This window comes from Paenibacillus koleovorans NBRC 103111, assembly GCF_004000845.1.
In the GTDB taxonomy this organism is placed as follows: domain Bacteria; phylum Bacillota; class Bacilli; order Paenibacillales; family NBRC-103111; genus Paenibacillus_AA; species Paenibacillus_AA koleovorans.
Map to the genome: position 1 here is coordinate 17,016 of NZ_BIMA01000086.1, position 14,343 is coordinate 31,358.

Sequence of the window (14,343 nt, forward strand, 5' to 3'; positions counted from 1 at the left end):
AAGTAGCTATGGTTTGGCGAACGCGCTCGAGCTGACGCTGCTCAACCAAATAACCGCCGAGTTGCGGTCCCGCTCCGCTCCGAGCTGTTTAAGCGGCTCCTGGAGGTCCGAATTCGCAACGGGGACCCCGTTCCAGCTATCGATGACGAGCTTGCGGACACCGCTAAGCCGATATAGAGTGCGGATGATCGACGCCAGTACCAGGGGTGTTAAAGGGTCTTCTGAGAGACCGGGTAATGAGTAAAACCGCCTGCCGTTGTTCTCGATCCAGAGCGAAAGGCGTCCGTCGCGGAGAACGAGAAAGTTGCCGCTTTTGCGTGCGAAAGCAGGTCCAGCCATCGCCTCCGGCCACGGTATCAACGAGCCGTACGGATTCGCGGGGTCCACCGCGCTGAGGACGAGGTTGTTGGTCTGACCCTTGTCGATCCGCATGTTCCGTCGCAGCGCTTCGATCTGAGGCGGCGTAGAAAATTGAAGCTCCTGCAACCCTTTCACCCATAACCCGCGTGTCAGCAGCCCCCAAGACTCCAGTTGTCGGATTGGCTCGTCCAGCTGCTCTGTCGCCATGTTCAGGCGCTCGGCCAACATTCCTCTTGTGAAAAGGCCGTTGCTGTCGATGAGATGCTGCATCCAGACGGAAACAGTGGACTCGGATCGTTTCGTGCTGAGGGAGGAATTCGCAGCCTGGTGCTGCGGTTCGGAAGCTAAAGACTCCAGCAAATACCAGCGGCCCAGACCGGATTGGAAAGCGGCTCCTCTTCCGGCGCTTCTGGACGGCGGCTTCGATGATCGGCTGCCGCCAGCTGGAGCTTGCCCATGCATCCGGATCGGCGCGAACTGATCGTTCGATACGTATCCTTCCCAGGCGAGCTCGACCAGTTGAGCCAGCAGCTCGGAGGGAACGGCTCCGATTTCCCGACTAAGCGCCGTCAGGAAGCTCGCCCCGCGGCTGCGCAGCAGCTCCAGGAGCGCATGGTGCCGATCCTCGCCAGGCTCTGGCCGGTTTTGTTTCGCCTGCAGCAACGGTCGGTATAGAGGCTTCGCTTCTTCATTCGTCAGGAAAAAGGAGACACGCCCTTCCTTCTCCCCCTCCCCCCGGTGGCCGATCCAGAGCACCTCCCCCATCGCGCACAGCTGATCCAGCCATTCCTTGCGGTAGTCCGGCAGTCGGGTCGGGAATACGATCGATTCCCAATGCGTCATCGGCAGGAAGACGCCTTGCAGCTTCTCGATGACGAGGCGCAAGCCGTCCGCGCCCCTCTCCTCCGCCCTCGGCTGCACGAGCTGAAGCTCCAGCATACGCTCGCATAGGCGCTGCGGCTCCACGGGCTCCGCGTTTTTCCGGATGCGGCTCGCCGACAGGCGGATGATTTGCTCCGAGGCGTGGCGGCTCGTCCAGAGTCGGTCTGCGTCGTTCGCGGACTCCGACTCGCTCGGATCGGCGAACGGCGAAGGCTCCAGCTCGCCCTGAGCCGCCCACTCCTCGAACAGCTGCTGCACATGAGTACGGTCTAGCTCATACCGGGTACGCAACTGGTTCATGGTGACATACAGCTGACGGTCCACGTAACGTCTTAATATGAAGGTGATGGATTGGGGCTCAGCGGGAAAGGAACGGTACGTCACGAGCTCGTCCGCGCAAATCCAACGTTCTTCTCCGGCTATCCGGATGGAGGTAACGCGATTGTGATGCTTTAGTTGCATCAGCAAGTGACGGATCGATGGCTCCGGTTGCTCGTCGTTTGGAGCTGTCCAGCGCTCCAGCTCGTCTGTAGTGGCGTCGCCGCGTTGTTTGAGCAGCCGGTACAGGTCCTCGGCGCCATCTGCAGCGGCATGGCGTTGTGACGAGCTTCCGTTCGCGGCGTCCCAGTCCATCTCGCCGCTCTCGTTCAGCAGGGCTCCGACGAGCTGCTGCACCGTTTCCGCGCCGAACGTCCGCACTGCCGCTTCGCGGCTGACGCTTAGCAGCTGCAGCTGGATATCCTTGGAGAACGCCTCCGACTCGTAAATTTGCTGCCCGGCGAACTCCGACATGAATTGTATCGCATAGGGAGATGGCGCAGCGTTCTGGAAGACGGACACCCGAATCGTACCATCCTCGATCCCGCGCAATGTCCGCATCAGATGCGGGGCGTCCATCATCGTCTCCAGGCAGACGTCCATCGCCTCCCGGATTAGCGGGAATTGATCGGCAAACGGCAGCGCCTCTCGCAGCAACGCTTCGCTGCGCAGCCGCTTGACCCATTGCGGCATGCGGGTGTAGCTTCTGGCGAGCAAGAGCGACGTCTCCGCCAGCCGGCGGAACGTGACGCCCAGCAGGGGCGAGGCGCCCAGCGATTCCCGCAGCAGCGACTCGACGCGGTCGGCCGTCACTCCGCGGAGCAGCTCCATCCAGGAGCTGTCCCATTGCGGGAACACGAACTCGATTCCGTTCTCCTTGGCGTACGTGAAGAAGCGGTAAGGCAGCGCCTGCTCGAACGCCCGCTGCAGAACGAGCTGCCACGTCCGGTTCACCCTTTTGCCTTGCAGGCTATGTATGACCAGATGCACATGCTGCACATCGTCCTTGTATTGCTCGATGACGATATGCCGGTCCGTCGGGACGGCGCAGGCGTCGCGCTGACGGGCGACCAAGGCGGCAACCCGCTCCGCTGCGTCAGGCTCCAGCTTGAAGCTGCTCGCGAGCCACGCCTCCGCGACGTCTTCGCCTTCGTTTAGCATTTCGAGCAATTCCCGCTGCATAGCCCCCAGCCGCAGCGATGTGTCGTATGAACGGCCGGCTCCTTCGCCACGCCAGAACGGAATTTCGCTGTAGGCATTGGCTGTCTCCGACACGGTGATGCGATCGTTCTGGATCGATTGGATGCGCCAGGAGGACGTCCCGAGCTGGAAAACGTCTCCCACCCGGCTCTCATGCACGAATTCTTCATCGAGCTCCCCGAGCTGGATGCGGGAATCTTGATGATAGACCGGGTACGCCGAGCTTTGAGGGATCGTGCCCGCTCCTAGCAAGACGGCCATCTTCGTGTTGGCACGCGGTTGCAAGGCGCCGAGCATCGTGTCGGCTGCGTGGCTGGGGTTGTCTTCGCGCTCCCAATCGAGCACCGGCTTGCAGAACGGATAGTAGCCGGACAGCACTTGGAGCGCGCCTGTCATCCGCTTCCGTGTCAGCGACCGGAAGCCATAGCTGCGCCGCAGCAGCGCATACGCGCGTTCTGCGGCGACCGGGCCTGCGGCCGACATCGCGGCCAGCTGCTGCGCGAGGACATCCCAATCCCCTTCGGGGATGCGGATGTCCTCAATCGCACGCGCCGCGATGTCGCGGGCGAGCAGCGCGCATTCGGCGAGCGCGCCGGGCTCGCGGGCGACGATGACGCCGCGGCTCACGTCGCCGACGCTGTGGCCGGCGCGGCCGATGCGCTGGATGCCGGCCGCGGCGCTCTGCGGCGAATCGATCTGGACAACCAGATCGATGTGGCCGACGTCGATGCCGAGCTCGAGCGAGGCGGTCGCCACGAGGCAGCGCAGCTCGCCGGCCTTCAATGCGCGCTCGACGTCGAGTCGCTTCTCGCGCGAGACGCTGCCGTGATGCGAGCGGGCCATCTCGTAGCCGGCGTAGTCGTTCAGCCAGAGCGTCAGCCGCTCGCACAGCCGCCGGTTGTTCACGAAGACGAGCACCGACCGGCTGCCCTCCATCTTGTGCAGCAGCAGCTCGACGAGCGGCGTCCAAGCCGCCGTATCGTCCGTCTTGCTGCGCCGTTTGTACGAGTCGGGCATCGTCACGGTCAAGTCGAACCGCTTGTCCATCGGACTCTCGACGATGACCATTTCCCGCTGTTTGCCTGCTTCGTCATACCCCGCCAGAAAAGCGCCGACCCGCGGCAACGGCCGAATCGTCGCCGACACGCCGATGCGCTGAGGCTCGCGGCCGCACCATTCGGCGAGACGCTCCAGCGACACGGACATGTGCAGGCCGCGTTTATCGGCCGCCACTTGGTGAATCTCGTCGACGATGATCCGCTCCACCGTCCGCAGCATCTCTCTCGCCTTCTCGGAAGCGAGCAGCAAATACAGCGACTCCGGCGTTGTGACAAGCACATCCGGCGGATGTTTGATCATGGAGGCGCGCGTGCTCTGGGTCGTATCGCCTGTGCGAATACCGACGCTGATGCCGGACCAATCGAGTTGACGATGCGCGGCGTAGGCGTCCATCTCGGCAAGAAATCCGAACAGATGATGGTGGATGTCGTTGTTCAAAGCTTTGAGCGGCGTAATATAGAGCAGTTTGACGCCTTTCCGGCGTTTCCCCTCCTCGGCTAAGGCGTCGAGCTTCTGCACGGCGATCCGGTCAAGACAAGGCAAAATCGCGGAGAGCGTCTTGCCGGAGCCGGTCGGCGCGGCGATCAGGACAGCGGCTCCGTCTTGGATGGCCGGCCAGGCGCGGCGTTGCACGTCGGTCGGACGCCCGAACTTTTCCAGAAACCAACCGCGGACTACCGGATGCTCAATTCCTGCCATCGGCTCTTGAACCGGCTGCGGCATACGGCATCTCTCCTTTCTCTTGCGAGTATGATAGAATACTAGACAGACTGCACCTTATGAAATCATTCCAATCCATTCGAAACGAAAGGACTTCCTCTTCCCATGGCTGCGATTCTCACTAACGACTGGGCGCCTCTCCTCGAGGACGAGTTCGAGAAGCCCTATTACAAACAGCTTCGCCAATTTCTGGCGCAGGAATACCGCTCCAGTCCGGTCTATCCGGACATGTACTCAATTTTCGCCGCGCTTCACGCAACGGGGTATGCCTCGACGAAAGCCATGATTCTCGGCCAAGATCCCTATCATGGACCAGGCCAGGCTCATGGCTTGAGCTTCTCCGTCCAACCTGGCGTTCCGGCTCCGCCGTCGCTGCAGAACATGTTCAAGGAGCTCCAATCCGACCTCGGCATCCCGATCGCTAAACACGGCTATTTGCTCCATTGGGCGCAGCAAGGCGTGCTCATGCTGAATACGGTGCTGACCGTCCGCGAAAGCACTCCAAACTCGCATAAGGGCAAAGGCTGGGAACTATTCACCGATCGGGTGATCGCAACCTTGAATGCGCGCCAGCAGCCCGTCATTTTCGTGCTGTGGGGCAGCCACGCGCAGCAAAAGCGGCAGATGATCGACACGAGCCGCCATTTCATCATCCAGTCGCCGCATCCTAGCCCGTTGTCGGCGCATCGCGGCTTCTTCGGCAGCCGGCCGTTCTCCCGCATCAATCAATACTTGCAGCAAATCGGCAGCGAGCCGATCGACTGGCGGCTGCCGGAGCTGTAAGGCGAGGCTGTACGGCGAGGCTGTACGGCAAGGCTGTACGGCAAGGCTGAGGCGGGATGGGCACGCGCCACATCGACTGCCACGGCTCGCCGCTTGCGTTGCTCCAGCCTATGCCTTCGGCTGCAGCAGCTCGTTGCCTTGCCCAAGCCCTTGTCTTCAGCCATAGCAGCTCAATGCCTTGCCCTCCAGCCTATGCCTTCGGCTGCAGCAGCTCGTTGCCTTGCCCAAGCCCTTGTCTTCAGCTTGGCAGCTCAATGTCTTGCCCTCCAGCCTATGCCTTCGGCTGCAGCAGCTCGACTAGCGCTGCTTCGCCGGTCTGTTCGGCCATCGCCCGCGGCGTCAGCCCGGCTTCATTCGGCGCCTCCGGGTCGGCGCCGTACTTCAGCAGCAGGCGGACCATTTCCGCCTGCTTGTTGTGCGCCGCGCTGTGCAGCGGCGTCCAGCCCAAGTGCTGGCGCGCGTTCGCGTCCGCGCCGTGGCGGAGCAGCAGCTCGGCTACGGCGAGCTGCCGGGTGGCGGCTGCGCTGTGCAGCGGCTGCACTCGCATCGTGTTGTACGACGGCGTCTTCACATCCGCGCCTTGCAAAATCAAGAACAGCGCCACATCCTGATGCCCGAAGAAGGCGGCCAGCCCGAGCGGCGTGAAGCCGTCATGTGCGTAGCTGTTCAGCAGCTCCGGGTGGAGCGTGACGATGCTCCGAACCGTCTCCAGCTTGCCAAGTGCGCAAGCCTCGTACACGTTCAGCAGCGCCCCGGCTTCCAGCAAATATGCCATGACCTCGCGCGCACCATAGTACGCCGCCAGCAGGATCGGGCTGTTCCCTTGCGCATCGCGCATGTTCACCAGCTCGGGACGTTCGGCGCACGTTCTCGTTACCGTCTCCAAGTCTTTTCGCTTCACCGCTTCGAATAATTCCGCTTGTCCCATTCGCGGTCCGCCTCCTCTAGGCCAACTGTCAAACTACTAGTTGTAGTATAACGGATATGGACAGCCAATGCGATTGCTCCCCCACAGGTTGTCCGAAAATTCGCTCACAGGACAACTTGGTGGATGACGCGGTGGGTGACGGGTGGTGGCGGGGGACATTGGATAATATTAGGCCAGCTTAGTTGGTGGCGTGTTCAACAGCAGGCAATGTAGGGTAAAAATGGGGCTACTTGAAGCCTGACTCGGCCGATGGGAGTAGATGTATGGTAAAAATGGGGCTACTTGGAGCGAGGCTCGGTCGATGGAAGGTGATGCAGGGTAAAGATGGGCTACTTGGAGCATGGCTCGGCCTATGGCAGGCGATGAAGGGTAAAAGTGGGGCTACTTGATGCCTGACTCGGCCGATGAAGTAAATGTATGGTAAAAAATGGGGCTGCTTAAATCCTGACTCGGCTGATGGCAAGCTATGTAGGGTAATACTTGGTCTACTTGGAGCATGGCGCGGCCGATGGCAGGCGATGCAGGGTAAAACGGGCTACTTGGTGGTTGACGTGGTCGGTAGCGGACAAGGTAGGGTATTCTGATGAGTGAAGCAGATAGTGGGGTTGAAGCAAGGAACCCGGTCAAATAAGCGGGTGACGTTCACCCGTAACCCCGCCCCATGCAGATGTACAGATATTATACAACTGAAGCCAAAAATGTCCGAAAACCGGCCTCAGATGTATAGGTTTTGTACAACTGCCTCAAAGTCGGGCTACTTTTTCCGGTCAAAGTATAAGAAATCGACATCTGAACTGCAAAATGAAGAGTAAGGTGTACAATTCTTATACATCTGAGCCGAAATTAAGCCGATTCTGGCCCCCAGTTGTACAAACCTTGTACATCTGACAAAAACCCAAACCTCCGTCGCCTCAGTTGTACAATTATTCTACTTCTGTTCGCCATCAAGCTCCATCCGAACTCCGCCCCCACCCTGCCGAACAACAAATAACCGCCCGGATCGCTCTCGATCCAGACGGTTCCCCAACACTATTAAGCCGTTGTATAAATATGCGGATTTTGACGGCGGCACTCTTCCATGACGGCCATTTGCTGGCGCACTTGCTCTGGCGTAATCTCCAGCGCAGCGCCTTCGGTCAGCGTGGCGTACAGCTTCTTGTAAAGCGTGTTCGTCATAATTTCGAATGCGGCAAACCCTTCCGGCAGCTCAAGCTCCCACTTTTCCTCGTACCAAGTCAGCGCCTCGCGGCAGTAGGCCGGCTCGCCGTTCTCGTTGATAATCGGCTTCGTGGTCAGCACTTGCTCCGGCGCTTCCTCGGACTTGAAGTACTTCCAAGTGAGCGATTGCGTATTGCCGGTCAAGCCGCCTTTCGTGCCTTGGATCGTGAACTGCGCGCGAGGAAACAGCGAGCAGGACGAAATCTCGATGTCGATCACCGGACGTCCCGGGCCGCGAAGAATAATCTTTACGTAGTCCTCGGCATCGCCGAACGTGTTCGCGCGATCCATGATGCAAGTAACGTCAGGCATGATGTCCGTGCCAAACAGCTGCAACGCTTGGTCAACCGGATGCGGGCCGGTGTTCATCAAGTTGCCGCCGTTGTTGCTCTGCAGCGTCTGCCAGTCCCAGCGGCGGGCGAAGCCGTTGCTCGTGGAATCCACTTGCACGATGCGACCCAGCACGCCGGAATCAATAATGCTGCGAATTTTCTGGAACGCCGGCATGTAGCGCGATTGCTGGAACACGGCAAGGTATGCGCCGGATTTCTTGGAAGCGGCGATCAACTGGTCGACTTCCTCAGGCGTCTTGGCCAATGGCTTCTCGCACAGCACGTTCACACCGCGGTTCAGCAGGTCGAGCGAAATCGGGAAGTGCAGATCGCTCGGCGATGCGTTGACGACCAGATCCAGTTGCTCGTTCTCGACCATTTCCTCCCACGTAGCGTATGCGTTGCAGCCGAACTCTTCGACTGCGCGGGCGCGGCGCTCTTCCAGACCGTCCGCTACTGCTGTAATCACGTACTTCTCCGGCTCGCGAAGAATCCCGTGCGCATGAATGTTGCGGCCGCTGCGGCCTTGTCCGATAATGCCTACTTTAAGCAATTGACTCATGTATATCATCCTCTTTTCGTAATCGGATAGATGCAAAAAAAACCGCTACAAGTACTATAACCCTGCGCGGTTTCGAACGGCTTGCACTATTTTATTCATCGGATTGCTTTATTTTTTGCTAGTTATCGGCCTCAGAGCCGGACCGCCTGCAAACGTCTTCTTATAATCCGTAGGCGTAATTCCCGTCCGCTTCTTAAACGTCCGGATAAAATGGCTCACATGGCGGAACCCGACCTGGAAGCAAATTTGAGTCATGGAATGCACGCCTTGCCGGATGAGCTCCATCGCCCGCTCGATGCGTACCTCGTGCACGAACTCGACGAACGATTGGCCCGTTTCCTTCTTGAATGCATGACTGAAATAGGCGGAGGTCATGCCGGCCAGCTCGGCTGCTTTTTCCAGCGGAATGTCTTCCCCGTAATTGTCGCAAATGTATTGGATCACACCGCCGAACGGGCGTTGCTGCAGACGTACGGGTGTACCGGTCGACCGACGCTGCGCCTTGCGGGATTCGCGATCGATGAGCAGAAGCAGCTTGATCAGACTGATACGGGTGGAATATTCGTAGCCTTGCTCGCGATTCTCGAACTCCTCCTGGATGTCCAGAAAAAGCTGCTCGACCAAAGGCTGCTTGTCTTTCCCGATATGGACCCAGGCTTGCGCCCATTCCGTCGGAGCGTCCGGGTTTTCGCGATGCTGCAGCTTCCATACAATCGAATCGGAGAAAGACTCCATCTCGTCACGGAGCAGAAACGGCGTGAAATCGATCAAAATCATCTCGTATTCCTTGTCCTCGAACGAACGGAGGCAATGCTCGGAGCCCGGCGGAATGATGAACATGTCGCCTTGCCCCACCGTCAGCGATTTGCCTTGGAAATAGTGGTTGCATACGCCTTTCATCACATAAGCGATCTGAATATAGTCGTGCCGGTGAACCGGCTGCTTCATTTCGCACGTATTGCGGATAAATTTGAACGGATAGCCTTCGGTCTTCTGATTTTTGTATTCATATAGGAACGTATCCATCGTGAAGGCCTCCCGCCCCGGGTAATTGCACAATTCTAGCATAGTACAAATGGACGGAAGGAACAACCGCTATTTGCTCCCAATGACTGCCAGACAGCCGAGCGTTAGCGTTTGGAAGGATCGTACGGCGTGCCGAGCGAAGCCGGCGGAGCGGCGCGTCCTACCGTGCCGGCCAATACCAGAATCGTCAGCACATATGGCAGCGCATAGAAAAATTCCGACGGGATACTCCGGGCAAACGGGTACTGCTGCAGAAACACGCGAAGCGCTTGCGCGAAGCCGAAAAACAGCGCCGCCCCTAAAGCGCCGACCGGATGCCATTTGCCGAAAATCATTGCCGCCAGGGCAATAAATCCTTGACCGGACACGGTATTGTGCGAAAAGCTGCTAGTCGTCGTCAAAGTGATCGTCGCTCCGCCAAGCCCGGACAGCATCCCGCTCAGCATCACGCCCATGTACCGAATCCGGTTGACCTTCACCCCCACCGTATCCGCCGCGCCCGGATGTTCGCCCACCGCGCGTAGACGCAAACCGAACGGCGTTTTGAACAGGACGTACCAGGTCAGCACTACAAGCGCGATAGCGATATACGTCGTCGGGTAAAAGTAGAAAAGCGCCTGCCCCAAGAAAGGCAGGTCGGACAACCCCGGAATGTCCCATTTGCCGAACACGGTGTTCAGCGTATCTGTCTGCCCGGCTCCCTCGAATAGCAGCTTGACGAGAAATACGCAAAGGCCGGCCGCGAGAAAGTTGACCACAACCCCGCTCACAACTTGATCAGCCCGGAACGTGATCGTCGCCACCGCATGGATGAGCGAGAACACTAGGCCGCAGACGATCGCTGCCAGCAAGCCGATCCAAGGCGCGGACGCACCGGCCCCGGCTTCGTCTAGGTAATACACCGAGATGGCCGCGCCGAATGCGCCGACCGTCATCAACCCTTCGAGGCCGATGTTGACGATGCCCGACCGCTCCGAGAAAATGCCGCCGAGCGCAGCGAATACGAGCGCCGTGGAATACACCAGCGTGATGTTGATCAGTTGGCCGATCGTATTAAGAATTTCCATTCGCCGCTCCTCTCCCGCGTTTCCTCATCGGCGCGATCACATAGCGGACAATCCCTTGGGCAGCCACGAAGAAAATGACGGAGCCGATCACGACGCGAATGATTTCCGGCGGTACATCCGCGACGAAGCTCATGCCGACGGAGCCGTAGTTCAGCACGCCGAACAAACAGGCGGCCAGCACGACGCCGAGCGGGTGATTCATCCCGAGCAACGCTACGGCGATGCCGTCGAACCCGTAGCCGGGGGAAGCAGCCGCGATTACCTGGTAATGGAAGACGCCCAGCACCTCGAACACGCCGGCCAGCCCGGCGAACATACCGGAGATGAACATCGCCTTCACTACGTTCCGGTTGACGTTCATCCCCGCATAATGGGCTGCGTTCGCATTGTGCCCTACCGCGCGCAGCTCGTATCCCTGCTTCGTCTTCCACAGCAGGACGTAGAACACCATGGCGGCCGCGATCGCGATGAACACGCCCCAATGCAGGCGGGCATTGTCGAACCACTCCGACAACCGCGGCATGCTGAGCGAGGCGCTTTCCTGCACCGGCAGAGACCGCGATTGGCCCTTCTGCTCGATGAACTTCTTGATCAAGTAGTTCGCCAAATTCAACGCCGTGAAGTTCAGCATTATTGTCGTGATCACTTCGTTGACGCCTCGTTTGGCTTTCAAGTAGCCGGCGATGGCGCCCCAGAGACCGCCTAGGATCGCTCCGACGACGACGGCAAGCGGAGCATGCACAATCCAAGGAAGCCCGTTCAGCTTGACGCCGATGAACGCAGCGCCAGTCGCTCCCGCGATAAATTGTCCTTCCCCGCCGATATTGAACAGGCCCGCCCGGAAGGCAAAGCCAACAGCCAATCCCGTCATGATGAGCGGAGTGATGCCGACGATCGCTTCGCCGAAGTCATAAGCGTTGCCGAACACCTTGGTCAGCAGCGCCCAATAGGCAGTGAGCGGGTTGTAGCCGCCGATCAGCATGACGATTGCGCCGATGACGAGCCCCATCAGGATGGCAACTAACGGGACAAGCGCGGAATCCCGGGAGGCGAAACGTAGTAGCTTGTTCATCGGCTGTCCCCTCCCGTCGTCGGTTCCGTTTCAGCGTGCAACGCACCTGCCGTATCGCCTGACCTATCCGCGCTGCCGGACATCATGAGCCCAAGCTCGCGATCGTTCGTCTCCTCCGGCAGCACCTCGCCGACTAACCGGCCGTTGCAGATGACTGCGATGCGGTCGGACACGTTAATAATTTCATCCATCTCATAGGAAATGAGCAGCACGGCTTTCCCCTGATCCCGCTGCTCAATCAGGCGCCGATGCACGAACTCAATCGCTCCTACATCCAGGCCGCGTGTCGGTTGAGCGGCGATCAGCAGATCCGGGTTTTTGTCGATCTCCCGGGCGATGATCGCCTTTTGCTGATTGCCTCCCGAGAGCGACCGCGCCTTCGTATACAAGCTCGGCGTCCGCACGTCGAACTCCTCGATCAGCTTGGATGCGTGTTTGTCGATCGCATTATGGTTAAGAAACGGTCCCCGCGTGTAGATCGGGCGGAAGTATGTACTTAGCACCATGTTCTCATTCATGCCGAAATCGAGTACAAGCCCGTGTTTGTGCCGATCTTCCGGGATGTGGGAGATGCCGGCTTCGGACATCGTCCGTGGCGTTCGGTTCGCAAGCTCGGTGCCGAGCAGCTTGATCGAGCCGCCGTCCACCCGCTCCAGGCCGGTCAGCGCCTCGATCAGCTCCTTCTGCCCGTTGCCGTCTACGCCTGCGATGCCGAGAATTTCGCCGCCCCGTACCTCGAAACTCAGCTCCTTGAGCGCCGAAGCTCCCCGACCTCCCCCGGTGCGCAAGCCGCTCACTTCCAGCACCGGCTTGCCTGGCTTCGCTTTCGCCTTCGCTACCTTGAAGCTGACGCTTCGGCCCACCATTTTTTCCGCCAGCACGGATGCCTGCGTTTCCGCTTTCCGCACCGTATCGATCACTTTGCCGCGCCGAATAATCGTTACCCGGTCCGCGATCTCCATAATCTCTTTCAGCTTGTGCGTAATAAGAATGATCGACTTGCCTTCTGCCGCGAGATTGCGCAGAATGCCCATCAGCTCGGTTATTTCCTGGGGAGTCAGCACGGCGGTCGGCTCGTCGAAAATCAGAATGTCGGCGCCTCGATAAAGCACCTTCACAATCTCGACCCGCTGCTGCATGCCGACCGATGTTTTCTCCACGCGGGTATGGGGGTCGACCATCAATCCGTATTGCTTCGACAGCTGCTCCACCTTGGCCGCCGCCGTCCGGTAGTCGATCGACCCGCCTCTGACCGGCTCCATGCCGAGGATAATGTTCTCCGTCACCGTGAACGGCTGCACCAGCTTGAAATGCTGATGCACCATGCCGATGCCGAGCTCGATCGCCTTGTTCGGGCTGTCGATGGCGACTTCGCTGCCGCGGACGAGGATTTGCCCTTCATCCGGCTGGTACAAGCCGAACAGGATGTTCATCAGCGTGGACTTGCCCGCCCCGTTCTCGCCGAGCAGCGCGTGAATCTCGCCTTTCTCCAGCGAGAAGGAGATCGAGTCGTTCGCTACGATGCCCGGGAATCGCTTCGTTATTTGCCGGAGCTCTACAACCGCAGACGCTGCCATCATCGAACCATCCTTTCCGGTAACGCCGTAGTTGCTTATGCCGTCGGCACCTTGATTTCACCGCTTACGATTTTGGCCTTGTACTCTTCCACCTTCTTCAAAATGTCTGCGCTGACGTTTTTCTTCGATGTTTCCGGAATGCCGACCGCGTCGTCCTTCAGTGCCAGTGCGGTTGTCGTGCCCGGCTTGAACTGGCCGTCCATCACTTCCTTCGAGATGCGCTCGACCGCCAAGTCGACGCGTTTCACCATCGAGGTCAACGTCACATCGTCGCCGAATTCGAGCGATTGGTCGCGGTCTACGCCGATGACCCATACTTTTTTGTCGCCGGCGCGGTTGCGGTCCTTCGCCTCATTGAAGACGCCGTTCCCGGTCGCGCCGGAGGCGTGGAAAATGATGTCCGCACCGCTGTTGTATTGCGTGGCGGCCGTCGTTTTGCCCAAGTCCGGTTTGTCGAAGGCGCCGGTATAGTTCACGATCACGGTTGCGCTTGGATTGACCGCTTTGATGCCGGCGGTGAAACCCGCCTCGAACCGTTTGATAAGCGGCGATTCGATGCCTCCCACGAACCCGATCTTGTTCGATTTCGTCGTCATGCCCGCAACAACGCCTACCAGGTAAGAGCCTTCGTTCTCGGCGAACACAACGGACTTCACATTTGGCGCGTCCACCACGTTATCGACGATGGCAAGCTTCGCGTTCGGATTTTGCGTCGCTACCGTCTTGATCGCATCCCCGAGCAGAAAGCCGATCCCCCAGGACAGCGAATAATTATCTTTCACGAATTGCGTCAAGTTGGTCGCATACTCGGCGTCCGATTTGCTTTGCAAATATTTTACGTTCGCGCCGGTATCCTTGTTGAGCTTCTGCAGCCCTTCCCATGCCGCTTGGTTGAACGACTTGTCGTTCACGCCGCCTACGTCGGTCACCATGCCGAATTTGTAATCGGCCGCCTTCGGGGTGCCCCCGCCTTGATTCGTGCCGGTCGTCGGCGACGGCGTAGCCGTCCCCCCTTCCTTCGGCTTTTGGGCGCAGCCCGCGGCAACCAGCAGGACTGCGATTAGCAGCATAAACATCCTTTTTTTCACTTGTACCCGTCTCCTTTGCGCTTCAATGGAATTCTGCTATTGCCACACCACCCGTATTATGGCAATTTCCCAGCAAAATTATGAAAAACGCCCAGGATCAAATAAAAACCGTCCTGGCGGAAGGCCCTCTGGCGTGAGTGTTCAGTTGGCG

General features: G+C 59.1%; 9 protein-coding genes. 1 reads left to right on the top strand and 8 read right to left on the bottom strand.

What is annotated here, in order from left to right:
- Positions 1-6: 6 nt before the first annotated feature.
- On the bottom strand, positions 7-4,542 hold the full coding sequence (locus PKO02S_RS23290; protein WP_246067227.1) for a DEAD/DEAH box helicase: 4,536 nt from the start codon (positions 4,540-4,542) through the stop codon (positions 7-9).
- Positions 4,543-4,644: 102 nt separating this feature from the next.
- Between PKO02S_RS23290 and PKO02S_RS23295 the strand changes: the two genes are divergently transcribed.
- A complete protein-coding gene (locus tag PKO02S_RS23295) occupies positions 4,645-5,322 on the top strand; it encodes a uracil-DNA glycosylase (RefSeq protein WP_127586694.1) in 678 nt (225 codons plus the stop codon).
- 271 nt (positions 5,323-5,593) lie between these two features.
- Here PKO02S_RS23295 and PKO02S_RS23300 read toward each other — a convergent pair whose 3' ends face one another.
- From PKO02S_RS23300 to PKO02S_RS23330, 7 genes are all read right to left on the bottom strand, one after another.
- Complete coding sequence (locus PKO02S_RS23300; protein ID WP_127586696.1) at positions 5,594-6,250, bottom strand: ankyrin repeat domain-containing protein; 657 nt, start codon at positions 6,248-6,250, stop codon at positions 5,594-5,596.
- A gap of 1,032 nt (positions 6,251-7,282) precedes the next feature.
- The gene (locus PKO02S_RS23305; RefSeq protein WP_127586698.1) at positions 7,283-8,362 is read right to left on the bottom strand and encodes a Gfo/Idh/MocA family protein; all 1,080 of its coding nucleotides are present in this window, start codon (positions 8,360-8,362) and stop codon (positions 7,283-7,285) included.
- 108 nt (positions 8,363-8,470) lie between these two features.
- Positions 8,471-9,388: an AraC family transcriptional regulator gene (locus PKO02S_RS23310; RefSeq protein WP_164821629.1), complete on the bottom strand. Its 918-nt coding sequence runs from the start codon at positions 9,386-9,388 to the stop codon at positions 8,471-8,473.
- A gap of 104 nt (positions 9,389-9,492) precedes the next feature.
- Complete coding sequence (locus PKO02S_RS23315) at positions 9,493-10,455, bottom strand: ABC transporter permease (RefSeq protein WP_127586702.1); 963 nt, start codon at positions 10,453-10,455, stop codon at positions 9,493-9,495.
- Positions 10,442-11,527: an ABC transporter permease gene (locus tag PKO02S_RS23320; RefSeq protein WP_127586704.1), complete on the bottom strand. Its 1,086-nt coding sequence runs from the start codon at positions 11,525-11,527 to the stop codon at positions 10,442-10,444. The genes PKO02S_RS23315 and PKO02S_RS23320 overlap by 14 nt, the downstream gene beginning before the upstream one ends.
- A complete protein-coding gene (locus PKO02S_RS23325; RefSeq protein ID WP_127586706.1) occupies positions 11,524-13,107 on the bottom strand; it encodes an ABC transporter ATP-binding protein in 1,584 nt (527 codons plus the stop codon). The genes PKO02S_RS23320 and PKO02S_RS23325 overlap by 4 nt, the downstream gene beginning before the upstream one ends.
- Before the next feature lie 32 nt (positions 13,108-13,139).
- The gene (locus tag PKO02S_RS23330) at positions 13,140-14,180 is read right to left on the bottom strand and encodes a BMP family lipoprotein (RefSeq protein ID WP_127586710.1); all 1,041 of its coding nucleotides are present in this window, start codon (positions 14,178-14,180) and stop codon (positions 13,140-13,142) included.
- Positions 14,181-14,343 lie beyond the last annotated feature (163 nt).

Excerpts from the sequence above, each read along its gene's own strand:
- PKO02S_RS23290 (WP_246067227.1), bottom strand. The coding sequence starts at position 4,542 with ATGCCGCAGCCGGTTCAAGAGCCGATGGCAGGAATTGAGCATCCGGTA.
- PKO02S_RS23295 (WP_127586694.1), top strand. The coding sequence starts at position 4,645 with ATGGCTGCGATTCTCACTAACGACTGGGCGCCTCTCCTCGAGGACGAG.
- PKO02S_RS23300 (WP_127586696.1), bottom strand. The coding sequence starts at position 6,250 with ATGGGACAAGCGGAATTATTCGAAGCGGTGAAGCGAAAAGACTTGGAG.
- PKO02S_RS23305 (WP_127586698.1), bottom strand. The coding sequence starts at position 8,362 with ATGAGTCAATTGCTTAAAGTAGGCATTATCGGACAAGGCCGCAGCGGC.
- PKO02S_RS23310 (WP_164821629.1), bottom strand. The coding sequence starts at position 9,388 with ATGGATACGTTCCTATATGAATACAAAAATCAGAAGACCGAAGGCTAT.
- PKO02S_RS23315 (WP_127586702.1), bottom strand. The coding sequence starts at position 10,455 with ATGGAAATTCTTAATACGATCGGCCAACTGATCAACATCACGCTGGTG.
- PKO02S_RS23320 (WP_127586704.1), bottom strand. The coding sequence starts at position 11,527 with ATGAACAAGCTACTACGTTTCGCCTCCCGGGATTCCGCGCTTGTCCCG.
- PKO02S_RS23325 (WP_127586706.1), bottom strand. The coding sequence starts at position 13,107 with ATGATGGCAGCGTCTGCGGTTGTAGAGCTCCGGCAAATAACGAAGCGA.
- PKO02S_RS23330 (WP_127586710.1), bottom strand. The coding sequence starts at position 14,180 with ATGTTTATGCTGCTAATCGCAGTCCTGCTGGTTGCCGCGGGCTGCGCC.